This window comes from Celerinatantimonas diazotrophica (assembly GCF_004339545.1).
In the GTDB taxonomy this organism is placed as follows: Bacteria; Pseudomonadota; Gammaproteobacteria; order Enterobacterales; family Celerinatantimonadaceae; genus Celerinatantimonas; species Celerinatantimonas diazotrophica.
This window is the reverse complement of the sequence record NZ_SMGD01000011.1, coordinates 415,308-441,959: the sequence shown is the minus strand read 5'-3', so window position 1 is coordinate 441,959 and position 26,652 is coordinate 415,308. Positions and strand designations below refer to the sequence as shown.

The 26,652-nt window shown below is 45.6% G+C and carries 22 protein-coding genes; 15 read left to right on the top strand and 7 right to left on the bottom strand.

Features of this window, described 5'->3' with window-relative positions:
• Window positions 1-4 precede the first annotated feature (4 nt).
• From EV690_RS05105 to dapB, 9 genes are all read left to right on the top strand, one after another.
• Entirely contained in the window at window positions 5-1,396 is a 1,392-nt protein-coding gene (locus EV690_RS05105) for a 4Fe-4S binding protein (RefSeq protein ID WP_131911833.1), read from the top strand.
• Between the two features lie 11 nt (window positions 1,397-1,407).
• Window positions 1,408-1,923, top strand: coding sequence for an iron transporter (locus EV690_RS05100; protein WP_131911832.1), 516 nt, complete (start codon window positions 1,408-1,410; stop codon window positions 1,921-1,923).
• Window positions 1,920-2,441, top strand: coding sequence for an iron transporter (locus EV690_RS05095; RefSeq protein ID WP_131911831.1), 522 nt, complete (start codon window positions 1,920-1,922; stop codon window positions 2,439-2,441). The genes EV690_RS05100 and EV690_RS05095 overlap by 4 nt, the downstream gene beginning before the upstream one ends.
• Window positions 2,428-3,822, top strand: a complete 1,395-nt coding sequence (locus tag EV690_RS05090; protein ID WP_131911830.1) for an alkaline phosphatase family protein — start codon at window positions 2,428-2,430, stop codon at window positions 3,820-3,822. The genes EV690_RS05095 and EV690_RS05090 overlap by 14 nt, the downstream gene beginning before the upstream one ends.
• 158 nt (window positions 3,823-3,980) lie before the next feature.
• Entirely contained in the window at window positions 3,981-5,492 is a 1,512-nt protein-coding gene (locus tag EV690_RS05085) for an alkaline phosphatase family protein (protein WP_165872661.1), read from the top strand.
• Between the two features lie 103 nt (window positions 5,493-5,595).
• Window positions 5,596-6,213, top strand: coding sequence for an FKBP-type peptidyl-prolyl cis-trans isomerase (locus tag EV690_RS05080; RefSeq protein WP_131911828.1), 618 nt, complete (start codon window positions 5,596-5,598; stop codon window positions 6,211-6,213).
• 134 nt (window positions 6,214-6,347) lie between these two features.
• On the top strand, window positions 6,348-7,229 hold the full coding sequence (locus EV690_RS05075) for an ABC transporter ATP-binding protein (protein WP_131911827.1): 882 nt from the start codon (window positions 6,348-6,350) through the stop codon (window positions 7,227-7,229).
• A 1-nt stretch (window position 7,230) separates the two neighbouring features.
• Window positions 7,231-8,235 carry an ABC transporter permease gene (locus EV690_RS05070; RefSeq protein WP_131911826.1) on the top strand — a complete coding sequence of 335 codons (1,005 nt, stop codon included), beginning with the start codon at window positions 7,231-7,233 and terminating at the stop codon, window positions 8,233-8,235.
• An 88-nt stretch (window positions 8,236-8,323) separates the two neighbouring features.
• Window positions 8,324-9,139, top strand: coding sequence for a 4-hydroxy-tetrahydrodipicolinate reductase (gene dapB / locus EV690_RS05065; RefSeq protein WP_131911825.1), 816 nt, complete (start codon window positions 8,324-8,326; stop codon window positions 9,137-9,139).
• Between the two features lie 87 nt (window positions 9,140-9,226).
• Here the strand turns inward: dapB and EV690_RS05060 are convergent, their stop codons facing one another.
• The 6 genes from EV690_RS05060 to EV690_RS05035 form a co-directional block, all read right to left on the bottom strand.
• Window positions 9,227-10,228, bottom strand: coding sequence for an ABC transporter ATP-binding protein (locus EV690_RS05060; RefSeq protein ID WP_131911824.1), 1,002 nt, complete (start codon window positions 10,226-10,228; stop codon window positions 9,227-9,229).
• Window positions 10,218-11,249: an ABC transporter ATP-binding protein gene (locus EV690_RS05055; protein WP_131912153.1), complete on the bottom strand. Its 1,032-nt coding sequence runs from the start codon at window positions 11,247-11,249 to the stop codon at window positions 10,218-10,220. Before EV690_RS05055 ends, EV690_RS05060 begins: the two co-directional genes overlap by 11 nt.
• Entirely contained in the window at window positions 11,249-12,142 is an 894-nt protein-coding gene (locus EV690_RS05050; protein WP_165872660.1) for an ABC transporter permease, read from the bottom strand. Before EV690_RS05050 ends, EV690_RS05055 begins: the two co-directional genes overlap by 1 nt.
• A gap of 8 nt (window positions 12,143-12,150) precedes the next feature.
• The gene (locus EV690_RS05045) at window positions 12,151-13,104 is read right to left on the bottom strand and encodes an ABC transporter permease (protein WP_131911822.1); all 954 of its coding nucleotides are present in this window, start codon (window positions 13,102-13,104) and stop codon (window positions 12,151-12,153) included.
• 6 nt (window positions 13,105-13,110) lie between these two features.
• Entirely contained in the window at window positions 13,111-14,871 is a 1,761-nt protein-coding gene (locus EV690_RS05040; RefSeq protein ID WP_131911821.1) for an ABC transporter substrate-binding protein, read from the bottom strand.
• A gap of 354 nt (window positions 14,872-15,225) precedes the next feature.
• Window positions 15,226-16,485, bottom strand: a complete 1,260-nt coding sequence (locus EV690_RS05035) for a dicarboxylate/amino acid:cation symporter (protein WP_224054898.1) — start codon at window positions 16,483-16,485, stop codon at window positions 15,226-15,228.
• A 560-nt stretch (window positions 16,486-17,045) separates the two neighbouring features.
• On the opposite strand from EV690_RS05035, the gene carA reads away from it, so the two are divergent.
• From carA to EV690_RS05015, 4 genes are all read left to right on the top strand, one after another.
• Window positions 17,046-18,188 (top strand): glutamine-hydrolyzing carbamoyl-phosphate synthase small subunit, encoded by a 1,143-nt coding sequence (gene carA, locus EV690_RS05030; RefSeq protein WP_131911820.1) that lies wholly within the window; start codon window positions 17,046-17,048, stop codon window positions 18,186-18,188.
• An 18-nt stretch (window positions 18,189-18,206) separates the two neighbouring features.
• Entirely contained in the window at window positions 18,207-21,434 is a 3,228-nt protein-coding gene (gene carB / locus EV690_RS05025; RefSeq protein ID WP_131911819.1) for a carbamoyl-phosphate synthase large subunit, read from the top strand.
• 131 nt (window positions 21,435-21,565) lie between these two features.
• Window positions 21,566-22,045 (top strand): transcription elongation factor GreA, encoded by a 480-nt coding sequence (gene greA, locus EV690_RS05020; RefSeq protein ID WP_131911818.1) that lies wholly within the window; start codon window positions 21,566-21,568, stop codon window positions 22,043-22,045.
• Between the two features lie 347 nt (window positions 22,046-22,392).
• The gene (locus EV690_RS05015; RefSeq protein WP_224054897.1) at window positions 22,393-23,307 is read left to right on the top strand and encodes a formate/nitrite transporter family protein; all 915 of its coding nucleotides are present in this window, start codon (window positions 22,393-22,395) and stop codon (window positions 23,305-23,307) included.
• Window positions 23,308-23,341: 34 nt separating this feature from the next.
• On the opposite strand, the gene yhbY is transcribed toward EV690_RS05015, so the two are convergent.
• Window positions 23,342-23,635, bottom strand: coding sequence for a ribosome assembly RNA-binding protein YhbY (gene yhbY / locus EV690_RS05010; protein WP_131911817.1), 294 nt, complete (start codon window positions 23,633-23,635; stop codon window positions 23,342-23,344).
• 181 nt (window positions 23,636-23,816) lie between these two features.
• On the opposite strand from yhbY, the gene rlmE reads away from it, so the two are divergent.
• On the top strand, window positions 23,817-24,446 hold the full coding sequence (gene rlmE, locus EV690_RS05005; RefSeq protein ID WP_131911816.1) for a 23S rRNA (uridine(2552)-2'-O)-methyltransferase RlmE: 630 nt from the start codon (window positions 23,817-23,819) through the stop codon (window positions 24,444-24,446).
• A gap of 185 nt (window positions 24,447-24,631) precedes the next feature.
• Window positions 24,632-26,596 carry an ATP-dependent zinc metalloprotease FtsH gene (gene ftsH, locus EV690_RS05000; RefSeq protein WP_131911815.1) on the top strand — a complete coding sequence of 655 codons (1,965 nt, stop codon included), beginning with the start codon at window positions 24,632-24,634 and terminating at the stop codon, window positions 26,594-26,596.
• Window positions 26,597-26,652 lie beyond the last annotated feature (56 nt).

Here is a 26,652-nt window from a genome sequence, read left to right as displayed (position 1 = left end):
TCATGTGCGTGTTCTTCAAGCAAAATTGAGCCAGAAATTTGTCCAACTGGCTCGTTATACGCGTTATTTCCAGTTGGTTATGTTAGTTGCTTTGGCGGCGTTATTGATTGTTCCTCTGTTTTTGACGGTGCCTCAGTACGCCTGGCAAACCCCGTGGAATAACGCGCAGCTTTTTAGCGAATGGGCTTTATGGGCGATCTGGTACCCCGGGACATTGCTATCTGTTTTGCTGGTAGGACGACTTTGGTGTGGCTTTTTTTGTCCATTGGGCGCAACCAGCGAATGGGTCAGTCATCTGGGCGCTCATGTTCGTTTACCGCGCTGGCTGAAACATCCAATGACGACCGCTTGCAGCTTTTTAATCGTGACCATTTGGGCTCAGACTCTCGATGTGCGTGATGACCTGCATGCCGCATTGGTGTTGTTTGGCATTATTTTCGCGCTCGCGATTGGCTGTGGTCTGTTATTCGGCTCTGAAAAAGGGCGGGGCCGGCGAGTTTGGTGTCGTCACTTGTGTCCGATTGGTTCAGTCCTTGGAGTTTTTTCTAGGCTCGGTCGGCTGAATGTTTTCGCCAAGCAGCCTAGCGGCGGGGCAGAAGGTTATCGTGATGACGGTATGTGCCCGACCAATATTGAACTGCGCTCGAAACAAAGCTCACGTCACTGTATTAAATGTATGCGCTGTGTTAAGCCGCAATCTCGCGGTGGAATGGCGATTGAGGTGCGAGAGGTCGGCTCTGAGGTCGCCCATATTGAGCAACATGCCCCGTGTTTTTCTGAACTTTGGTTTATCTGGTTAGCGCCAGGGCTTGCTATTGCAGGATTTGTTTGGCCCAGTTCCCCCTGGTTCGTCAGCTGGCGTCAAGCGCTGGGGCATTGGGCATTAGCGCATCACTGGTTATGGGCGTTGAGGCCAGGCCCTAGTTGGTTAATGAATGAAAGTGATGTTCTGGGACAGCACTATATGTGGCTGGATTTTATCGCAATTAGTTCATTTATGTGCTCTGTCGCTGTTTTATTCGCGCTGTTCTTAATTGGGTGTAGTTACTTTGGGGCTAAATCACTAGAGAAGATTCATTCAGGAACCCTGATCGAGCGCATGAGTTTGTTTGGCTATCAGTTGGCTCCCCTAGCGATGCTGGGGATTTTGCTCGGTTTAGGGACTGCATTATTCAGTTCACTGAAAGTGGTTATCGGGCCAAGTGAGATCATTATCTTACTCATTCTGTTGGTCATTGCTTTTTCATTTAATGTGTTTAATGCAAACGGTTGGCTTAAGCAGTATCAGTTACCGGTACGGCCATTACTTTTGGCTTGGGTATCAGTGCTGGCTGGCTGTCTGTTGCTGGCCGTTGCCACGATGTGGACTATTTTTCCTTCGTTTACTATGAGTTGATTGGTTAAATCATGCGTTATTTTATTTATTGCGTCAGTTTCATGTTGGTTTTGTTCTCAAGTGGCGTTTTAGCCAAACAGTCGGTGACGCTTTCATCTAGTGATCAAGATGGTATGCATATTCAATCAGGCATTCGTTTTGAAACTAACCATTGGGTGTTATGGACTCGTCTAAAAGCACAGGCCTATAACCCAAATGGCTTTATTACCAACGATTTTATTCCCTATTGTCAGGTGAGTTATCACTTAAAGCGTTTAGCTACTAAAGCGCAAACTCAGGGACAACTGCCGATGCGACTGACGTTAACTGGGCCCGAGTATGGCCATGTCATTCAGCTCACGCAACCCGGACGTTACTTTCTGACGATTCATTATATTTCGCCTGAGCACAATGGCTTTTATCGCCATATAGATAAAGCCACTGGCGTAGCACCTTGGTGGCATCCATTTATACATAAATATCAGATGCAGGTTGCTGCCAATGGGCAAATCGTCGCTATCACTGCATTACAGGGAGTTCAACAATGATCCGTTTCTGCTTGTTGCTCATCACCGCATTGTTTTCGGGACAGATTATGGCAATGGATGTCGTATTCGGTCCCGATATCGGTATCCATGGGATGAAGGTTGGCGCCAGTTATATTCAAGGGGTCATTATGTCACCTAAGAAAAAAGGCATGCCTAAACACGCTGACATCCATCTTGAAACGGATGTTCATGCGTTGCCAGGAAATCCGCAAGGATTCCCAGCCACAGCTTGGATCCCAGGGCTTAAAATTCACTTTGTGCTCACGAAAGACGGCTCGAATTGGCGCGATGAAGGTGATTATTTGCCGATGGTTGCACAGGGCGGACCGCACTATGGAATGAATATCAAACTCGATGGTCCCGGGCATTACCGGCTGACCAACTATTATCAGCCACCCAGTGATCATGGGATGTTTTTGCTGAGCGAAGCGCAAAAAGGCGTTTATCCATGGTGGCAGCCATTTGTGCGCCATTACCAATTTGATTATTTAGGAACAGGCAAACATGGTGGGTATTAAACGTGGTTGGCTCGTATCGCTGCTCTTGGTTAGCTCATTTGCTAGGGCTGCTATGGCCGAAGCGGTGGCTACGCAGACGCCAATTAAGCATGTGGTGGTCGTGGTGCTCCAAGATGAAAGTTTTGATCGCTATTTTGGTATTTACCCTCATGCGCAGAATAATCCGACTGAAGTGGCTTTTCATGCGCGTAAAGATACACCGGCAGTGGCTGGTTTTACTCCAGCGTTACTGACACATAATCCGAACCTCACCAACCCCTATCGAATGGCGCCTGGTCAGCCGACCTGTGACCTTGGCTATGGCGTAATTGCACAACAGCGTGCCTATAACCACGGTCTCAATAATATGTTTATCTGGCAGGAAGATCAGGGACCGAATGCGATCAATGACGATGGTTGTTTTCCGCAGTCGGTGATGGGCTATTATGATGGCAATACGCTCAGTGCGATATGGGGATATGCCCAACACTATGCATTAGCCGATCACTTTTTTGCCAGCGAGTATGCAACTGTCACCGGAGGGCAGATAGACATTATTGCTGGGGTGAATCAAGGAATCATGCCAAAAGTCTTACCGGGGGTTAGTTATAAAGATGAACTGCTGGGGAATAATCCGCCGCTTTATGATGATGCTTCTAAAGGACGCTTTAAAGTATCATTACAACGCCCTAATATTGGTGATCTATTAAGCGCCCATCAGGTGAGTTGGGGCGCCTTTATTGGTGGATTTAAACCCAGTTCATATCGCGCTGATGGCACAATAGTTATGAATAAGCGAGTCATGAATCAGGCGGGATCCTTAGTAGCGGCTTATCGCAGTAACGACGATCCCTTTCAATATTTCGCATCAACTGCAAATAGGCACCATGTGCCGCCCAAGAGTCATGCTAATTTAGGCAATGATGGTCCCGCACATCACCAATATGATTTGTCACTGCTGTGGTGGGCTACTGAACATAACCAGTTGCCTGCGGTCAGTTTTGTGTTCGCTGATCATGCTCATAACGGTCATGTGGGAACCTCTTCGCCACTAGATGAGCAAGCTTTTTTGCGCCAAGTGATAAGTCATCTTAAAAACACTAAGCAATGGTCTACAACCGCAGTGATGCTGGAGTGGAGCAGTGCCAACGGTTGGTACGACCATATCACGCCTCCTCGCGCCGCTAAATCGATGTTAGGCAATGGCTACGGGCCAAGGTTGCCTTTTTTAGTGATCTCCAAATGGGCTAAACATAACTATGTTGAGCACAAGATGCTCGATCAAAGTTCAGTTTTGCGCTTCATTGAAACGAACTGGCAGCTGGGCTACTTGGGACAAGCTACGCCTGATCGCTATGCTCACTCGTTGCGCTCGATGTTTGATTTTAATCAAAAGCCATGAAGCGATAGATGACTTAGTTGTGAACAAGTGCAAACAGCAAGCTTAAATAGCTTAAGGCGATTGAGAGCAATTTATGTTTGTTCATGAGATTAAGCTTGTTATCATTAGTGCCAATTATTGATATCTTTCTTATTCAAATTGGACGATGTAGATTGCACATGAATACCTTTAAATTTTCGTTGGCTGGCTGCTTATTGGGTGTCCTTTTGCAAGGATGTGCTGCAAAAGATCCAAATGCCCCACAGGTTTGGTCGCAGACTCGTGCTACGACCACTCCCATTAAGCATCTGGTGGTGATCGTGGATGAAGGCACATCGTTTGACCGTTATTTTGCTACTTATCCCAAGGCTCAGAATCGTAAAGGCGAGCGTGTTTTTCATGCACAGCAGAACACGCCCCCTGTCAACGGATTGTCAAAGGCTTTACTGAGGCATAATCCGAATCAAATCGCGCCCTATCGGTTAAGCCGGGCCATCGTTCCTTGCGCGCAAAATAGTCAATATGATGCAAAAATTAGCGCTTATGATGGCGGCTTAGTCGATAAGTTTGTTCAGAATACGGCTAACAAAACATCGAAAGCATGTACGCGTCAGGTGATGGGTTATTACGATGGTAATACGGTCACGGCGCTGTGGAATTATGCACAGCACTATGCCATGAGTGATAACTTTTATACGTTGGATTTTGGTGCTGCTACGACAGGGGCGATTAATTTAATTGCGGCGCGTAGTGGCCCAGCATGGCCCGATGATACCAGAGGGTTAATGGCTAAACAGATCACCGATGATTTTGATCCACGTTTTGATGACTGTTCGTATGATCACATTGAAAATGCGCAAAATGCGCTATTGGCCCCGACGATTCGGGACGGGCGAGTGTACTTAAGTGGGCAAAATATCGGCAATCTGCTCGATAAGCATCATGTGAGTTGGGGGTGGTTTCAGGGCGGATTTGCGCCAACGAGTGTGAAAAATGAAGTGGCCCGCTGTGATAGTAAAAGTAAGAATGCCTTTGGTAAGCGTTCTTTTGATTATCTGCCGCATTTAAATCCATTTCAGTATTTTGAATCTACAGCGAATCCACATCATTTAAGTCCATATCATTTAGCTTCGGTAGGTTCTGCAGATCAAGCCAACCACCAATATGATCTTAAAGTGTTTTATCAGTTAGCTAAAAAGGATCAATTACCAGCGGTCAGCTTTATCAAAGCGAAATCAGCAAGTAATGGGGGCGCTGATTATTCCAGCCCATTGGATGAGCAAAAATTTCTGGTAAAAATAATTAATCAATTGCAGAAGTTACCGCAGTGGAAACACATGGCCATTGTGATTACTTATACTGATTCCGGTGGGTTTTATGATCATGTTAATCCGTTGAAAAATGCCAATAGTAACCAGAAAGGACAACAGGGATTTGGTCCCAGAGTGCCATTTTTGGCGATTTCGCCATATGCCAGAGTCAATTATGTGGATCATCATTTGTTAGATCAGCGCTCTATCATTCGTTTTATTGAGAACAACTGGCGATTAGGAACCCTTTCGCAAGGGGATGTCGCTGATGCTGGCTCACTATTAAGTTTATTTGATTTTACAAAGAGACAGGCTCAGCCACTCATTCTCGATCCGAATACGGGGCAGGTTGTTCAGACGAAAACTCATTCAGCAAACTAATGGCGTTTTGACCCATAAAGTGTGTTGAGTATGAAAAGAGGGCGAAATTACCCGTTAATTTTGTTAGTCTGGCCTTTTTAAAGCGCAAGCAAAGGAAAATTTTATGAGCGAACAGTATAACAGCGTTGAAGCGCAGGCGAGCTATGGCTACGGCATGCAGATTGGTCAGCAGATCAAGCAGGCCGCCTTTGACGGACTTGACGTAGAAGCGATGTTAAACGGGATCCGCGACATGATGACTGGTCAGTCTCCGGCTGTTGATGAGTCTTTAATCGCCGCTGCATTTGAACAGATTACATCCAAAATTGAAGCCAAGCAGGCTGAACAGCACAAAGAAAACAAAGAAGCTGGTGAGCAGTTCTTAGCTCAGAATCAGCAACGCCCTGAAGTGCAGGTAACCGCCAGTGGTCTGCAATATGAAGTAGTTGAATCCGGGGATGGCGCAACACCAAGTGAGAAAGATAAAGTTCGTGTTCATTATCACGGGACTCTGGTGGATGGCTCAGTATTTGACAGTTCAGTGCAACGTGGTGAACCGATTGAGTTCCCAGTTAATGGCGTGATTAAAGGTTGGACTGAAGCACTGCAGAATATGAAAGTCGGTGACAAATGGAAACTGTATATTCCGCAGGAACTGGCTTATGGTTCTCAGGGGGCAGGCGCTGCGATTGCACCTTATTCGGCACTGGTATTTGAAGTTGAATTGTTAGGTGTGATGTAATCCCACCTCGCTTTGAAAGCCGCCTCTTGTCAGGGCGGCTTTTTTATGGGTAAAGAAAATGGAGAATCAGCCTTTGCGCGCACATTACTCTGAGTTTTGGTATGCTCACACGGGTGATTCGGCAAAGGGACGTTATGGTAGATATTTTACAGGTACGGCGGTTAACTAAACGCTTTGACAACAAGGTCGCGGTTGATGGGATCAGTTTTTCGCTGAAAGGGGGCCAGTGTTTTGGCCTGCTCGGGCCAAATGGAGCCGGTAAAACGACGACCATTGAAATGCTTGAAGGAGTTTTAGCTCCAGATGAAGGTGAGATTTTGTTTCATGGTAAGCCTCGCTCATCCACTTTTCGTCAACTGATTGGTATTCAGTTTCAAAATACTGCGTTGCAAGAGCGTTTAAATGTATTGGAAACCTTGAAATTATTCTCTCGTTTGTATGAATCACCGCTACCAGAACGAGAACTGTTGCAGCGTTGTCAGCTCGATGAACTTGCTGAGCAAGACACCCATAAACTCTCAGGTGGTCAGCGCCAGCGATTGCTGCTAGCGATTGCCTTGATTAATGATCCACAACTCCTTTTTTTAGATGAACCAACAACGGGGCTTGATCCTCAGGCTCGGCTTAATTTCTGGAAGCTAGTTGAGCAAATAAAAGCATCGGGTAAGACGGTGTTATTGACGACTCACTACATGGATGAAGCCCATTATCTGTGCGATGAAATTGGCATCGTCGATCAAGGCCAACTTATTGCGCGAGATACACCGCAAAACCTATTGGATCAACATATTCCGGGGATTTATCTCAGTGTGAGTGCTGACTATGAGCCGTTATTGGATACGCTTGGGATTGGTTGTGAGCACCAATATGGTTGGTGTCGCTGGAAGAGCAATAATGTTAAGGCTCAAATTGAGCAGTTGCAACAAGCCGGTTTGCAATTGGGGGATATTCAAATCCAGCGTCCTAATCTAGATGATCTGTTTTTAAATCTTACTGGGCGTTCATTGAGGAGCTAGTATGTTCAATAGAATTTGGGCGCTTTTTCAGGCTCGTAATCTCGAGTCCATTCGTGATCGCAGCTCTCTTATTTGGAATATATTTTTCCCATTGGCATTACTGGTGGGGTTTTCTGTGTTTTTCTCTGGTCAAGGCAAGGTGCAATATCAGATTGGTGTGGTAGGCAAGTGGCAGCAACAAAGCCAATGGCAGCCTCTGTGGAACACCCCTTATCTGAGTTTTGATCATTATACCGACCAGAAGCAAGCCGAAAAACATTTGGCGCGTCATCAGTTGGACTTGGTTGTGGATCCAAGCCATAACCGATATTGGGTAAACCCTAAATCCCCTAAAAGTGTAATGGCCGAAAAAGTATTGGAAGGCGTGGTTAAAGTGCCGCTAACGACAGCTAAACTTTCATCTAGGCCTATTCGCTATGTCGACTGGTTTTTGCCCGGAGTGTTGGGGATGAACGTTATGTTTAGCGGTTTGTGGGGCGTAGGATATGCCATTGTTCGGTATCGCAAAAACGGGGTGTTAAAACGACTGAGCGCGACCCCGGTTCGCCCGATTGAGTTTTTGCTAGCCCAAGTTTGTTCACGATTGGTGCTGATTATGGCCATTACCGTGATCTTGTTTATCTGCGCCACACTGTTTCTGCATTTGACGATGCGTGGTAGTGTGTTGGTGTTATTTGTTATATTTATGTTAGGTGCAACATCCATGATTAGTTTAGGATTGTTGCTCGCCAGTCGCTCAAAAAGTGAAGAGTTAACCGCTGGACTGGTGAATCTAATCTCGTGGCCAATGATGTTCCTTTCACAAGTTTGGTTTTCTCTGGAAGGGGCTCCGCACTGGTTAAAATATGTTGCGGATCTATTGCCGTTAACTCAGGTTATTCATAGTGCCCGCCAGCAGATGCTTTTTGGAACCATGTCAGCCAGCGATTGGCTGGGGCTTGCTTATGTAGCGGTATTTACGGTGGTGTGTTTAGGGCTTGGAGCCTGGCGATTTCGTTGGCGTTAGTGGTGAGTCTAAAAGTTGATTATAAGAGCTGCCAGAGCAATAAATACATGGGCAGATTTTTAGCGATTCTTGAATGAGGAGAAGGATTATGTCGAAGGTGCGCATTGCGATTGTAGGATGTAATGGCCGGATGGGCAGAGTCTTACAGCAGGCAGTATTAGAACACGAAAGTGCGACTTTAGGGGCGGTCGTTGAGCGTCCTGGCTCTGATACAGTGGGTTTAGATGGCCCAGAATTGGCTGGCTTAGGTCAGCATGGGGTGTTGATCGTTGATAATTTAGATGCTGTACAAGACAGCATTGATGTCATTATTGATTTTACGCGTCCAGAAGTGACTATGAATAACTTGCATTGGGCGAAAGCAGCCGGTAAAAAATTGGTGATTGGTACCACTGGTTTTAGTGATGAGCAAAAGGAACAGATCCAGCAAGCGAGCGAGACCACAGCGATCATGATGGCGCCTAATATGAGTATTGGGGTAAACGTGATGCTGCAGTTACTCAAGCTGACCGCCAAAGTGATGGGGGAGTACACTGATATTGAAATTACCGAAGCTCATCACCGCCATAAAGTCGATGCGCCATCTGGGACCGCGTTGGCAATGGGTGAAGTGATTGCGGATGCATTGGGGCGGGATCTCAAAGAGGTGGCGGTCTATGGCCGTGAAGGTCACACCGGGGAGCGCGATAGTCAAACCATTGGTTTTTCGACGATTCGCGCGGGCGACATTGTCGGTGAGCACACGGCTATGTTTGCCGATATTGGTGAACGTATTGAAATTACGCATAAAGCGTCGAGCCGGATGACCTTTGCTAAAGGCGCTGTACGAGCGGCAGTTTGGTTAAGTGGTAAAGGAAACGGTTGCTACGATATGAGCGATGTATTGGGCTTAAAACAGCTTTAATCACACTGCACAGTCATTCCCCCGCAACGGGGGAATAGGCATGTTTTTGTCTCTTTTTTTAGCGGTCTATTTTTATTTTCAGTCTCTCTATTCCACCAGATGACAGGCAATCTTGTGTGTGTCTGGGGTCTCTGTTTTAGAGGTTAACTGCGGCAGAGATTGTGCACAAATTGGCTGAGCAAATCGACATCGGGTGCGAAACGCGCAGCCACTGGGCGGATTAATGGGAGATGGTACATCGCCCGTTAAGATAATCGCTTGTGATGGCTGGTGGGGGTTAGGCACTGGAATCGCTGACAGTAGTGATTGAGTATAAGGGTGCTTGGGATTGCGATAAAGTTCATCGCTATTAGCCTGTTCGACAATATGGCCCAGATACATCACTGCCACTTCATCGCAGATATGTTGAACGACGGCCAGATCATGGGCGATAAAAACAAATGAAAGAGCTCGCTTGTTTTTCAGATCGCTGATTAAATTCAGCACCTGTGCTTGTACCGAGACATCGAGGGCTGAAACTGGCTCATCGGCAATAATCAGTTTAGGTTCAAGCACTAGTGCTCGAGCGATTCCAATGCGCTGACGTTGGCCGCCGGAAAACTCGTGGGGGTAACGAGTTAAAATCTGCGGCCGTAATCCGACTTCTTGCATGATTTGCGCAATTTTTTCTTCGCGCTCTTGGACGGTCCCGATGTGATGGGTATCCAAGGGTTCACGTAAGATATCGTGAATGGTCATTCGCGGGCTTAACGAGGCATAAGGATCTTGGAAAATAATCTGAATGTCTTTGCGCATAGCGGTGAGCGTTTTAGCACTCATTGCGGTAAGATCTTTCCCATCAATAAGAACCTCTCCCGATGAAGGTTCCACCAAGCGTAATAAACAGCGGCCTAATGTCGATTTCCCACAACCAGATTCGCCGACAATCCCCAGTGTTTTGCCTTTTTGTAGCGTGAATGAGACATCATTGACCGCATTGAGTTGGGCGCGGTTGCGTTTTAACAAACTTTTTCCGATCAGAAAATGTTTGCTTAAGTGATTCACTTGCAACAGTGGTGTGCCGTGGCTGGATGGTTGCTCATGACTCATAGTTCACCTCACTGGCATAAAAACAAGCGACCTGATGACCCAATGGTGCAATCGAAGAAGGCTGCTCATCAATAACTTCGGTTAATTGTGGACTTTGCTGGCGGCATTTATCGCTCACATGGGGACAGCGGCTGGCGAAACGGCAGCCTTGGGGAAGATCAAATAGATCCGGTACCATGCCCTCAACGGTTGGCAATCTCGCTATTTTATTCTCTCTGATTACGGGGATAGAACGCAGTAGCCCCTGTGTGTATGGGTGTCGCGGGCTATCAAATATCGCATCAACTGTCCCTTGTTCAACGATTTCACCGCAATACATCACTACTACTCGTTGACAGGTTTCGGCCACAACGCCTAGGTCATGAGTCACCAGTACGACCGCCATCTCAAATTCTTTTTTAAGTCGCATGAGCTCACGCATCACCTGTGCCTGAATCGTCACATCTAGCGCGGTGGTCGGCTCATCGGCCAATAATAATTTAGGATTACACGATAGAGCCATGGCGATCATCACGCGCTGTCGCATGCCGCCAGAGAGCTCATGAGGGTACATGTGAACGCGTTTTTCTGGCGATGGAATACCGACTTTATCCAGCATCTGTATGGCTCTGTTTAGAGCCGCACGTTTAGAGCTTGGATTATGGTTTCGAATCACATCAATCATCTGGGTTGATATCTTTAATACCGGATTCAGCGCGGTCATCGGTTCTTGAAAGATCATCGAAATATCATTGCCACGGATCTTTCGGTAGGCTTTATCACTTAGTGAGCAAAGCTCTTGCCCTTGAAACTTGATACTGCCTTGGACGATTCTCCCCGGCGGCGATGGAATCAGCCCCATGACTGCTAATGAGGTCACTGATTTACCACAGCCAGATTCTCCCACAATCGCGAGAGTTTCACCCGGTTTGACCGAGAAGCTAATGTTGTTAATGGCCCGAGCTACGCCTTTATCGGTGCTAAATTCGACGGCTAAATGATTCACTTCCAGCAGCGAAGTGGTTGTATCTGTTTGAGTCATCACGAAACCTTCCTTGGATCAAGTGCATCCTGAAGTGAATCGGAAAACATGTTAAACGCTAGTACCAATACAAACAGCATGCCGGAGGCTGCAAAAAAGTTACAAAAATGGCCGCCGGTGACTTCTGTGCCAGCCGTGGCTAGCATGATGCCCCAACTCACCCCATTTTTAATGCCAATTCCCAAGAAACTTAATATCACCTCACTTTTGATCGCCGAGATAAACAAGAGTGTCATATCAACTAACAGAATGTGTGAGGTGTTGGGCAATAGGTGCTTAAAGATAATTTTGTACGTTGGAACACCCAATGCTCGAGCGGCTTCGGTAAATTCCATGCTTTTCAGTTTAATGATTTCAGCGCGGATCACGCGTGCCGTCCCTGTCCAGAAGGTGGTAATCATGGCGATATGCATTGAATAAGGGCTATTGGGAAGCGCAAAAGCAATGGCTGCCACTAACAGAAAATAGGGAATACAATCTAAGCAATTCATGATCCATTGGATCAGTTCATCGATGATGTTATTGGTAAAATATCCCATCATCGCCCCCATCAGTGCCCCGAGGATAGTGGCTCCTAACGCGACACTGATGCCTACTTCAAATGCTACTTTGGTGCTATAAATGGCTCGTTCAAAGATATCTTGACCGTTGATGTTGGTGCCAAACCAATGGGCGGCACTAGGTCCTTGGTAGCCGCTGGTCATCATTTGATCCCAGTTCTGGCCAATGACACCTAACCAAACCAGAATTGCGATTGCCAAATATACAAGCACAACAGCTAAACTCAGCATCCCGATTTTGTCGTGGGTAAATTTGGTGAAAGCTTTGCTCCACAGTGATTCGTGCTTTAATTTCATGCCCGAAGCTGTGACTGATGGTTGTAGTTGACTCACAAAGCCTCCTATTTCAGTGAAATTCGTGGATCGACCCATTTGTAGATCACATCTACAACACAGACGATGACAATGAATACCAGCGTGACCAGCGTGATGACCGCTTTGATAATGGGCAAATCGCCGGTTGTGATGGCGTTATAGGTGGTTAAACCAATGCCAGGAATACCGAAGAAACTTTCTAACAGCAATGACCCACCAATCAGCACAAACGGAATGGAAAAGATAATGCGCGTGATAATCGGAATGAGCGCATTTTTTAATATGTGCTTGATGAGAATTCGCACCGGTCCATGGCCAAAGGCTAAGGCGGTACGGACGTGATCTTTGTTCATCTCCTCAACTAAAATGGCACGGTAAAAACGGGTGCTATAGCCAATCGAGACTAAAACTGAGCAGAGTGTTGGGACGCTCACGTAGTAGAGATAGCTAGAAAATGAATGCACATCCCAACCATAGACCGGAAACCAGTTGAGACCGTAACTAGAGCAAAAAATCAGTTGCATGACAATAATGATGATGAGATACGAGATACTCATCCCTACAACCGACGAGGCGATCACTAATTTATCCAGCCATTTACCACGGTGATAAGCAGCGAATAACCCTAACGCCAGACTGACCAGATGACCGATAATAAAGCCAGGCACCCCCAGCTTGATTGAAATGGGAATCGTTCGGGCTAAGATAGAGGTTACTTTTTCGCCGGTTGAATCAGAGTAACCAAAATTAAAGGTGAGCATCTGTTTCAAATAATCATAATAACGTAACCAAAACGGATCGTCGTAGTGCAGCTGATGATGAATAGCCGCGATCTGGGCGGCCGTGGGATTTCGCCCTAGTAAATTGTAGGTTTGATCGGGTCCAAAGTAGACCATCAGCACGAAACTAATTAAGGTGACCCCCAATAATAGGGGGACACCGTAGGCAAGCTTGCGCAAGCAATATTGAAGTGTTTGCATAAAAAACTACTTATTCAGAACATCAATGTATTTAAACTTATCTCCGAGGAAATCATTGTTTGGCCATTGGATAACATTTTTATGCCACACATAGATATGGGTTCTGGAAAAAGAGCCAATTCCGACGCAATCATTGACCAATATCTGATTCATCTTTTTATAAATAGCGGTGCGTTCTGGCCCCGGTTGTAAGGACTCGGTTTTTTCATAGAGTGCGTTGTATTGAGGATTGTTATAGTTCGCCGCATTGGATCCTGGCGAGTGGTATGGGCCATAAAACAGTTGTAATGTATTTTGTGCATCGGGGTAATCTAACGACCATGCCATGGGGACTAACATCGTTTTACTATTTTTGACATCGCGATTAAAGTCGCCAAAACTTGCGTAAGTTTTGATTTTTATTTTATTGCTGGGGTAGCCAATTTTAATTAGGTTTCCTCGGAACTGTTCATAGAATTGGCGATATCGAACGGTGGCCATCGTGGGGTAGTATAATACGGGCAGATTATGAGCGTTCCAGCCATATTTTTTCAAAAGCCGTTTGGCACCTTGAATATCCTGAGTGATGGATGAGCGGTCCATATTTTTATCAAACCCTTCGGTTCCTGGGACAATAAAACCGGGGTAGGCATGTCCAATCCCTAAATAAAAACGGTTAATCCGCTGTGGCCAACTAAACGATTTAATAATGGCGCAGCGCAGAGCCTTATTTTGGGCATTAGTCTTCGGGTTTTTCGAAAAACCAAAGTAGTCATTGTCAAAGTTAAACAGGTTATAGACCATGCCGGATTCGCGTTTGACCAGATAGTTATATTTTTTGGCATATTCGGGTTTGAGTTTAACCGGATCTTTGGAGGCGAGGACTTCATTCATCTGGCTGACATCAACGACGCCATTGACGACTTCGTTACCTTTGGTAAACGAGTTCCAGGCTGCAGATGGCTCCTGAATCCAGTCGACTTCAACGCGGTCAACCATTGGCATGGTTTTGCCCTGCAATTTCTCTGCGCCAGAGCGAGACTCGGTTTTGGGGTCATACCCTTCACGTTTGAGATCAAAGACTTCATGACGATAGTTTTTATTGCGGACTAAAATGGTTTGGGTGCTATTGGTTGAGACCAGTTTAAATGGGCCGCTACCGACAGGATGCAACGCAAATCCTCGGCCATATTTGTCGACCACTTCATGTGGCACGATTCCAGAAAATCCCATCGCCAGGGTATAAAGCATCTGTGGGTAAGGCTGAGTTAGCTTGATTTGAATGGTGTAGCGATCGAGTGCTTTCAGGCCCGCAACGGGTTTTTGATAATCAGCGCCGTCTTTAGCCCATTGATCTAAGCCGACAATTTTACCCGCCCACAACCATTCGCCCTGCGAGTGAATCTTGGGATCAAAGTTGCGTTCTATGGAATAGACAAAATCTTGGGCGGTTACCTCCCGTCCTTTGCCATTTTTAAACGCTGGATCATCGGTAAAATGCACGCCATGTTTGATTTTAATGGTATAGGTTAAACCATCTTTTGATACGGTAGGCATACTCTGCGCTAAATCGGGTTCGAGTTGATAAGGGACTTTAAAATATTTGTATTGATAAAGCGTATCGTAAATCGATGTGACAATGTCATTACTGTACAGGGTTCCCGCTTGGGTTGGGTCAAGGGTACGAGGAGGACTGTCACCGGCATATCTGAGCACTCTGGGAGTTTGGGCAAATGCGCAGCTAGAGGCGACAATAACGGCAAGCGGCAGTAATTTTAATAATTTCATAAGCACATTCCATGTTATGGAACGGATTTATTATCCGTGTATGTTGGGGTTGTAATGATCTGATATTGACTGTTGTTATTAAGCCAGTGTGATGAAAGTGAGAAGAGCTTGAACCAATGGTGCGCAAGCAACAGCACCTTTGAGCAGGTCTCTGTCAGAGACAATGGCATTGCGATAACAATGAGTTATCAGAATTTTATTCTGATACTATTAAGCAAACAGGTTATTAGTTTGTCAATAGCCTTTAATAAAAAAATTAAATATCACTATTGCGCTTAGTCTGAATATGCAAGGAAATGATAACTGAGAGGTCAGTATTCAGCCTGTTTCACTAGGCTGAATACTGAGCAGAAACTAGGAACTAACTTCTGAAGTTGCAGCTGCTGGTTGGTCGGCCATATCACACACAAGCCCGTCAACAATGACAGCCGTTGCCGCATCGCCAGTAATATTAAGCGCGGTTCTGATCATGTCGAAAATCCGATCGAGTGCAAAAAGAAGGGGCAGCCCTTGAATCGGAATGTTGGCGGCCAATAGTACGGCGACGACCAAAAAGGTTGGCCCGGGGACACCGGCTTGGCCGACGGCACCAATGGTGGCGGTGGCAATAATGGCACAATACGCACCAAGGCCTAAGTGAACGTGAAAAAGCTGGGCGAAAAACATGGCGACTAGACCATAATAAATAGCTCCGCCAGTCATATTAATCGTGGCGCCCAGTGGCAGCACAAATGAAGTCGTAGAGTTGGAAACCTTCAGATCTTTTTCAACGGTTTCCATATTCACCGGCAACGTCGCCATTGAAGAGGCGGTTGACAAGGCTACGACCTGAGGTTTTTTCATGGCCTTAATAAATTGAATCGCAGAAGTACGACTGAGTAGTTGCACCATTAATGGATACACGATGAAGGCAAAAATGGCGATGCCTAAGACAAAAACCCAAAAAAGCTGTAAAACATCACTGAGCAGCGAAAATCCATAGTTGCCAACGGCTTTGGCCATCAATCCAAAAACCCCAATTGGGGCCACTAACATGACTTTATTAATCATCCAGATCAAGACATCACAGACCGCTTGAATGCCAGCGGTTAATGGCTCTCTACGTTGTTTGGGTAATTTGGATAGACCAATACCGAAGAACATACAAAAAACCAGAATCTGAATAATTTTGGCATGGCTCATCGCTTGAAATAGATTGGTTGGGATCATGGCGAGAATGGTTGGCCAAAAACCAGCAATCTCACCTTTATCGGCGTATTGTGTTGAAAAATGGGCATTAATCGTATGAATATCAATTCCTGCACCAGGCGTAAAAATCGCTCCCAATGCCAATGCCAGAGCAACCGCTAAAGCAGATGTTACGGCAAAGAATAATAAGGTTGTACCACCTACTTTGCCGGTGTTACTGCCACTACCTAAGCTGGCTGAGCCAACGATGATAGCGACCACAACCAGTGGAATCACCAACATTTGAATTAAGTTAATAAAGAGGGTGCCAAGTGGGGCAAACATTGCTGCTTTTGGCCCCATGACAAAACCGATCAGCGAGCCGACAATCATCGCAATGATGACCTGCACACCGACATTCTTTAAATATTTGCTCTTAAAAAACACAAAAACTCCTAGGGGGGATTTATTTTAATTTTATTCCGATTGACCGTATTGCCTTTCTTTATGTCGAAGGCTCGATAACGGCTTTGATATATTTAATAGTATAAAGCGGCCGAAATTTAGCACATAACCCTGTATAGGGACATGAGTTTCTTCCGATACTGATTAGTATGTTACTTTATCCGTCTTCAAAGTTGCGAACAATTAAACTAAAAATTGATCTGAATAGATGATTTATCGCCAAAGTTATGCATTATCGCCACTAGTTGGCGTTAAATAGCATATTAAATACTCCTTTAAGCGAGATATGGAAGAGCGGTAGATTAGCATTGATCATTTTATTAAAACAGTATATTTTTGACTATATATGCAAAAAAATAGCATTTAAATACATTCCGTCAAAAAAGTTTAAAGGTCTTTATAGGAATAAAAATGAGACAATAGAAGCGAGAAAGAGGTAGATATTTGCCATCTTCTCGTGTATATTCCGCGCAATTTGTCAAAATTTCATAACTGAATTTAGATTCAGTTCCACGTGTCGATGCTCTAGTCAGGAGGTTGCTTTGAGCAAGTCAGCATTGCTGGTCTTAGAAGACGGGACCGTTTTTCACGGCACTGCAGTTGGTGCCGGTGGACATGCGGTCGGAGAAGTTGTTTTTAATACTTCGATGACAGGATATCAAGAAATACTCACCGATCCTTCCTATTCCCGCCAAATTGTTACTCTCACTTATCCCCACATTGGAAATTACGGAACAAATACCGAAGACGAAGAATCCTCCAAAATTGAAGCTTGTGGCCTCGTCATTCGTGATTTACCCCTTCTTGCTAGTAACTTCCGATCTGAACAATCTTTAAGTGATTACCTAAACGAAAAACAAGTCGTTGCCATTGCTGATATTGATACCCGTAAATTGACTCGTATCTTGCGAGAAAAAGGTGCACAGCGGGGTTGCATCATCAGTGATGACAATATTGATGCTGAACAAGGGTTAGCTTTGGCGAAACAGTTCAGTGGTCTTAAAGGAATGGATCTGGCCAAAGAGGTGAGCACCACTGAGCCTTATGTTTGGCAGCAAGGAAGTTGGGAATTAGGTCATGGTTTTAAACAGCCAGAATCATTGCCATATCATGTGGTTGCGTATGATTTTGGGGCAAAGCGTAATATTCTGCGGCTGTTGGTGGATAGAGGTTGTAAATTAACCGTTGTTCCCGCACAAACGAGCGCGGAAGAAGTGCTTAAATTGAATCCCGATGGCATATTTTTATCCAATGGTCCAGGGGATCCAGAGCCGTGTGACTATGCGATTGCCGCGATCCAAGCCTTTTTAGAAAAATCGATTCCGATTTTTGGTATTTGTTTAGGGCACCAGCTACTGGGGCTCGCGAGTGGTGCTCACACCGTTAAAATGAAGTTTGGTCACCATGGCGGCAACCATCCGGTAAAAGACCTAAAAGCAAATCGGGTCATGATTACCGCGCAAAACCACGGTTTCGCGGTAGATGGTGAGCATTTACCAGAGTGTCTTGAGATTACTCATGTGTCATTGTTCGATGGCAGCTTACAGGGGATTCGGCGCAAAGATAAACCGGCCTTTAGTTTTCAAGGACATCCAGAAGCAAGTCCGGGCCCACATGATGCCGCGCCATTGTTCGATCACTTTATCGAGTTGATTGAATGCCATCGTCAGTCTCTGTCAGCTTAATCGAGGATTGCTCTTACTATGCCAAAACGTAATGATTTAAAAACGATTTTGATTCTAGGTGCCGGCCCGATTGTGATTGGTCAGGCATGTGAATTTGACTACTCGGGTGCCCAAGCATGTAAAGCACTGCGTGAGGAAGGATTCCGAGTGGTGCTGGTGAACTCCAACCCAGCGACGATTATGACTGACCCTGATATGGCTGATGCGACGTATATTGAGCCTATTCATTGGGAAGTCGTTGAACGGATTATTGAAAAAGAACATCCCGAAGCTATTCTGCCAACAATGGGCGGGCAGACTGCATTGAACTGTGCACTGGATCTGGAACGTCATGGCGTGTTAGCGAAACATGGCGTTGAGATGATTGGCGCAACCGCAGATGCGATTGATAAAGCTGAAGATCGGCATCGTTTTGATGAGGCGATGCGTCGAATTGGCCTGGAATGTCCGCGTTCTGGAATGGCCCATAACATGGATGAAGCAAATGCCGTGTTAGGGGAAGTGGGCTTTCCCTGCATTATTCGCCCTTCTTTTACAATGGGCGGCAGTGGCGGCGGGATTGCTTATAACAAAGATGAGTTCGAAGAGATTTGCGCGCGAGGACTGGATCTATCGCCAACCAACGAACTGCTGATTGATGAAAGCCTGATCGGTTGGAAAGAATATGAAATGGAAGTGATTCGCGATAAAGCGGATAACTGCATTATTATCTGTTCAATTGAAAACTTTGATCCGATGGGAGTGCACACGGGGGACTCAATTACAGTTGCTCCTGCACAAACCCTATCTGACAAAGAGTATCAGATTATGCGGAATGCTTCGTTGGCGGTTTTGCGTGAAATCGGAGTTGAAACCGGGGGATCCAACGTGCAGTTCGGGATTAATCCTGAAGATGGCCGGATGGTGATCATTGAGATGAACCCGCGGGTATCCCGCTCATCTGCGCTGGCCTCTAAGGCAACTGGCTTCCCCATCGCTAAGGTCGCTGCAAAATTAGCGATCGGCTACACTTTGGACGAACTGCATAATGATATCACTGGGGGACGTACGCCGGCATCATTTGAACCATCGATTGATTATGTAGTTACTAAAATTCCACGCTTTAACTTTGAAAAATTCCAGGGATGTAATGATCGCCTGACGACCCAGATGAAGTCGGTTGGGGAAGTGATGGCGATTGGGCGTAACCAGCAGGAATCGTTACACAAAGCGTTGCGAGGTTTAGAAGTCGGTGCCTCGGGGTTTGATCCCAAAGTGGATTTGAGCAGTGATGATGCCATGAGCGAAATTCGCCATCAGTTAATTGATGTTGGTGCTGAGCGAATTTGGTACATCGGCGATGCGTTCCGTGCCGGCATGAGTATCGAAGATGTCTTTCAACTGACGAAAATTGACCCGTGGTTCTTGGTGCAGATTGAAGATCTGATTAAAGATGAGCTCAAAGTTGAAAAAGCAGGCTTTGCTGGATTGACAGAGCAGGAACTGCGTCGACTTAAACGCAAAGGCTTTAGTGACCTCCGTTTAGGCATTTTAACCGGGGTTAGCGAAGGGGAAATTCGCAAACTGCGGCAACGGCATAGCATCTTGCCAATCTATAAGCGGGTGGATACCTGTGCGGCTGAATTTGCCACTGATACAGCCTATATGTACTCAAGCTATGATGACGAGTGTGAAGCTAATCCATCAGATCGTAAGAAAATCATGGTGATTGGTGGTGGGCCAAACCGCATCGGTCAGGGGATTGAGTTTGATTATTGCTGCGTCCATGCTGCAATGGCCATGCGTGAAGATGGTTATGAAACCATTATGGTCAACTGTAACCCTGAGACGGTTTCGACTGACTATGATACCTCCGACCGATTATATTTTGAGCCGATCACATTAGAAGATGTGCTAGAAATTGTTCGGGTTGAAAATCCAGTTGGTGTGATTGTCCAATATGGTGGGCAGACACCGTTGAAACTAGCGCGCGATTTAGAAGCGGCAGGGGTGCCGATTATTGGAACTTCACCGGATGCGATTGACCGGGCAGAAGACCGAGAACGTTTCCAGCAGGCAGTGCAACGGCTCAATTTAAAACAGCCGCAGAACGCCACGGTTACAGCGATTAGCGACGCTGTGTCTAAAGCGATTGAGATTGGTTATCCGTTGGTGGTTCGTCCATCTTATGTGTTGGGTGGCCGCGCGATGGAAATCGTCTACGATGAAGCGGACCTGCGCCGTTACTTTAACGAAGCCGTGAGTGTCTCTAATGAATCACCCGTGCTGTTAGACCATTTCTTAGATGATGCCATTGAAGTGGATGTTGATGCGGTCTGTGATGGTGAGTTAGTCGTTATCGGTGGCATTATGGAGCATATTGAACAGGCGGGTGTGCACTCTGGCGACTCGGCTTGTTCATTACCTCCTTATACATTGAGCCATGACATCCAAGAGCAAATGCGCGAGCAAGTGAAAGCGCTAGCTCTCGAGCTAGGCGTGATTGGCCTGATGAATGTCCAGTTTGCGGTTAAGAAACAAGATATCTACCTGATCGAAGTCAATCCGCGTGCGGCTCGTACTGTGCCATTTGTGTCCAAAGCAACGGGCGTCCAGCTGGCTAAGGTGGCTGCGCGAGTGATGGCGGGTACGAATTTGACCCAACAGGGCTTTACCAAAGAGGTTATTCCACCTTATTTTTCGGTTAAAGAAGTGGTCTTGCCATTTAACAAATTCCCAGGTGCTGACCCTATCCTAGGGCCAGAAATGCGCTCAACTGGTGAAGCCATGGGAGTGGGTGAAAGCTTTTCTCAGGCTTATGCGAAAGCTGAGTTGGGAATTGGTAACGACAATATGGCGGTTGGTCGGGTGCTGTTATCGGTCCGTAATTCGGATAAGAAACGGGTCGTTGACCTTGCACGCAAACTGCAGGCATTAGGTTATGAGCTTGACGCCACACATGGTACAGCGGTGATATTAGGAGAAGCGGGTATTTATCCACGATTGGTCAATAAGGTTCATGAAGGGCGCCCGCACATTCACGACCGGATTAAAAATGGTGAATATACCTATATTGTCAATACCACCGAAGGTCGTAAGGCGATTCATGACTCTAAGCAACTGCGCGCCGCTGCATTGCAAGGTAAAGTGAACTACTCAACCACGTTGAATGGTGCTTTTGCAACCTGTCTTGCCCATAATGCTGATAATCGCTCATCGGTAATGTCAATACAACAGTTACATCAACGCGTCAAACATCACGAATAAGTGGTGAGACTTGCGAGGGGGGCTTCACCCTCTCGCTGATTCACGCTAAACTAACTATCAAATTAATAAAATTCCATCTGGGGAATGGCAACATTCTCCAGATTTTTTGCATTTACAAGAAAGGGCATAACATGAATCAGATCCCAATGACGGTACGAGGCGCGCAAAAACTGCGTGAAGAGCTCGATCATTTAAAAACTGTTCGCCGTCCTGAAATTACCGCTGCGATTGCAGAAGCTCGTGAACATGGCGACTTAAAAGAAAATGCTGAGTATCATGCCGCTCGCGAACAACAGGGTTTTTGCGAAGGCCGTATTCAGGAAATTGAAGCTAAATTATCGAATGTTCAGGTCATAGACGTGAGTAAAATACCTAACAATGGTAAGGTGATTTTTGGTGCGACCATTTCGTTAGTCAACTTAGATACTGAAAAAGAAGTGGAATATCGCATTGTCGGTGATGATGAGGCGGATATTAAGCAAAATCTTATTTCGGTCAACTCACCGATCGCTCGTGCACTGATAGGTAAAGAACTTGATGATGTGGTTGAAGTGAAAACACCAGGTGGTGTGGTCGAATACGAAATTACCAACGTAGAATATATTGCATAATAAAGCGGCTTCGGCCGCTTTTTCGTGGATGCCTTTTTTTAACGCCATTTTTAATGGCGTTTTTTTATCCCATTATTGATAAGATACGTGACGGTTGAGTGATTCAGTGATTAAGCTAAATACGCTGAATCGTCAGAATTTGAGTTGATATTTAGTCAGTATCTATTAATAATAGCTAAATTGATAGGCTAGTGGAGTGTTTATCATGTCACTATGTCACTAGCTTTAAAGAGAATGGAGTGTTAATCACTTTCTTTTGCCAAAAAACAAATAGCTTCGACTATCTTTGTCATAGTTATATCAGAGTATGTGCGGTGGCTAAGCCACATGGAATATAGGGGACACAGTTGAAACAGACGTATCATCCTTCTGCTCATGAGCAAACTGAAAGTGAAGATGAAGAGTCGCGCATTCATACTGGGCGAGAAAAAGAGCGCTTAGTGGAAGATAGAGATTATGTGCCGGTTATCATTAAGCGTACCGACCAATCGCGACGTCATCCTGATGATATTTTAGAAAATGCGATTGATGAAGGGCTAGAGCAGTTAGAGCGGCCATTTTTCTCTTTGTTTCTGTCATCAATGGCTGCAGGACTGATTCTTGGGTTTACAGCGATGTCGGTTGCTATTTTGCAGCGGCAAGTGGATGAGATCCATTGGCTGATATCTGCTCGGTTGATTACCGCTTTTGTTTATCCGCTTGGCTTTGTTATGTGCATCATGAGCGGAACTCAGCTATTTACTGAACATACTGCAACGGCAGTTTATCCCGTATTGGACAGGCGAAGTAGCTTGATGAGGTTGCTTCGATTGTGGGCTATCGTTTTACTGGGCAATATTGTTGGGGCATTTATCATTGCCTGTATGCTGGATGCTGCAGAACCAGTGATTCAGGCTCATCAAGGATATATCGCCATTGGTCATCACTTAGTAGGCTACAGTGCGGGAGCCTTGATTGTGAGTGCCATTTTAGCCGGTTGGTTGATGGCTTTGGGGGCTTGGTTGATTATGTCTACGGCTCCTATGCTCTCCCAGATAGTGGTGATCTATATCGTTACATTTGTCATTGGCATTGGTGGATTGCACCATTCCATTGCTGGGTCGGTTGAAATATTTGCTGCTTATTTAATTGATCCTTCGTTAACAATTTATGAAGTTGTTCGGTTTATAACACTTGCGGTGTTCGGGAATCTGATTGGGGGTAGTGTTTTTGTCGGGGTGCTTAACTATGCTCATATTCGTAAGACTCAGTCGGTGGAATAATCCGGCCGACTGAGCTGATAAACAGGGCGAAAAATTAGCGAGGAAGCTCGATTTTTGACTCTTCATTCGCACGATAATAAACGGCAATATTGCCAATCGCCTGTACGAGAGTCGCTTGTGTGTTAAGTGCTATGGTCTCAGTAATTTGAGATTTCAGTTCGCGATCACTACTTGGAATTTTGACTTTAATTAGCTCGTGCGTGGTTAAGGCACTATCAATTTCAGCCAGAACGCCTTCGGTCAGACCATTGCTGCCGAGTAGAACAACTGGCTTAAGTTTGTGAGCAAGTGCTTTTAAGAACTGCTTTTGTTTGTTAGATAGTTGCATCTTTTTCCAATTAAGGGTTGAAAAGCGGTATTTTACCGCCATCTAATGAGACATCCAACCGGAAAAATAGCTGTAAGGCTTGAGCTCGACCTGACAAAAACGATAATCTACGACGATATCTGGTTGTATCGTAAAATAAAGGCAGCGGTTATTCGCCGGATGCTATTGATAATGATAAAATATGGCAAAGAAAAAACATTCTGCAAGTTCGCAGCGCTGGCTTAATGAACATCATGATGATCATTATGTCCAAGAGGCAAAACGTCAGGGACTTCGTTCTCGGGCAGTATTTAAAATTGAAGAGATTCAGGCGCGTGACAAACTGATTGCTCCAGGAATGACTATTGTTGATTTAGGGGCGGCTCCTGGCGGTTGGTCGCAGTATGCGGCGGGGACAATCGATGGTAATGGTCGAGTGATAGCTTGCGATCTATTACCGATGGATCCCATTGCAGGGGTTGATTTTCTGCAGGGCGATTTTCGTGAAGAGAGTGTCCTAAATGCGATTTTGCAGCGCGTTGGTGAAAATAAAGTTGATTTGATTATGTCTGATATGGCACCCAATATGAGTGGCAATCAGGGGGTTGATCAATCACGGGCAATGTATCTGGTCGAATTGGCGTTAGATATGTGTCGAGATGTGCTTGCTCCGAATGGCAGTTTTGTGGTCAAGGTGTTTCAAGGCGAAGGCTTTGAAGCCTACCTAAAAGATGTTCGGGACTTGTTCCAAACTGTGAAAACTCGTAAACCTGATTCCTCGCGTGCGCGTTCGCGCGAAGTTTATCTGGTTGCTAGCGGTTTTAAAGGTTGAGCAAGCTTATAAGCTGTTTATTTTAGGTGATTTTTCGCCAGTAATTTTTAGCAGCATGTATTGTTGAATTTAAATGAGTTCCGTCAGCCTGAGGTTTATACTATGGCTAGCGAATTCAATCTATAGTAGGCTACATTAATATTATGTAGTTTTTATTTCTTTACCCACCTACAGAGGTCTTAGTCTTGAGTGACATGGCGAAAAATCTGATTTTGTGGCTGGTTATAGCCGTGGTGCTGATGTCTGTTTTCCAAAGTTTCAGCCCGGATACCTCCAGCTCGCAGCAAGAGGACTACTCAACGTTCGTGAAGAACGTCTCGCAAGATCAAATCCGTCAGGTCCGGATTAATGGTCAGAAAATTCAAGGTGTTAAGCGTACTGGCGAACACTTTACTACCATTATGCCGATGCCCGATCGAGATATTCTTAATGACTTACTTAACCATAACGTGAAAGTGATTGGTGAAGCGCCTAAAGAACAGAGCTTGTTAACATCGATCTTCATTTCATGGTTCCCGATGATTTTGTTAATCGGGGTTTGGATTTTCTTCATGCGTCAGATGCAAGGCGGTGGTGGTAAAGGGGCGATGTCCTTTGGTAAGAGTAAAGCTCGCCTGATGAGTGAAGACCAAATCAAAACGACGTTTGCTGATGTCGCTGGGTGTGATGAAGCCAAAGAAGACGTCGCTGAATTAGTCGATTATCTGCGCGATCCGACACGTTTTCAAAAACTGGGTGGACGTATTCCAACTGGGGTGTTGATGGTTGGCCCTCCAGGTACGGGTAAAACGTTATTAGCCAAGGCTATTGCGGGTGAAGCGAAAGTTCCATTTTTTACCATCTCTGGTTCTGATTTCGTGGAAATGTTTGTTGGTGTTGGGGCTTCTCGTGTGCGTGATATGTTCGAGCAAGCTAAAAAGTCAGCGCCTTGTATCATCTTTATCGATGAAATCGATGCGGTTGGTCGCCAGCGTGGAGCTGGTTTAGGCGGAGGGCACGATGAACGTGAACAAACGCTTAATCAGATGCTGGTCGAGATGGATGGTTTCGAAGGTAATGAAGGTATTATCGTCATTGCTGCAACTAACCGTCCGGATGTGTTAGACCCGGCATTATTGCGTCCGGGCCGTTTTGACCGTCAGGTGACAGTTGGTTTGCCAGATGTGCGTGGTCGTGAGCAGATTCTTAAAGTACATATGCGCAAAGTACCTCTGGGTGAAGATGTCGATGCCAGTGTTATTGCGCGTGGTACACCGGGCTTTTCGGGGGCCGATTTAGCCAACTTAGTTAACGAAGCGGCGTTGTTTGCAGCTCGCGGTAACAAACGAGTTGTATCAATGGATGAGTTTGAGAAGGCTAAAGATAAGATCATGATGGGCGCTGAGCGCAAATCTATGGTCATGACCGAAGATGAAAAAGAGATGACTGCTTACCATGAAGCAGGCCATGCCATCATCGGTCGTTTAGTGCCTGATCACGATCCGGTTTATAAAGTAAGTATTATTCCTCGGGGACGAGCACTGGGTGTGACGATGTATTTGCCTGAACAGGATCGTGTCAGTCATAGCAAACGACATCTGGAAAGTATGATTTCGAGTTTGTATGGTGGTCGTCTAGCTGAGCAAATTATTTATGGCGTCGAAAAAGTGTCAACCGGTGCTAGTAACGATATCGAAAGAGCAACAGATATTGCTCGCAAAATGGTGACTCAGTGGGGGCTTTCAGAAAAAATGGGGCCACTATTATATGCCGAAGAAGAAGGTGAAGTATTTTTAGGTCGCAGTGCTGCGAAGACGAAACATATGTCAGATGAAACAGCGCGAGCCATTGATGAAGAAATTCGCTTGGTCATCGATCGAAACTACAATCGTGCTAAACAACTGCTTGAAGATAACATTGAGATTCTTCATGCCATGAAAGATGCACTGATGAAATACGAAACCATTGATGCTAAACAGATTGATGATCTGATGGAGCATAAAGAGCCGCGGCCACCAGAAGATTGGGAAAAAGATAAGAATAGTAGTGATAATAATCAGCAGCCACCGAGTGCAACGGCTGCTGAGGATAACACTACAACAGAAAAAGAAGATATGGATAAGTCTCATCCGCAGGACAACAGTAAACCGGATGAAACTCCTATTCCTTAAAATGAGTTAAGTAGTATCAGCCCTGTGGTTCTCCACAGGGCTTTTTTGTTTGAAAA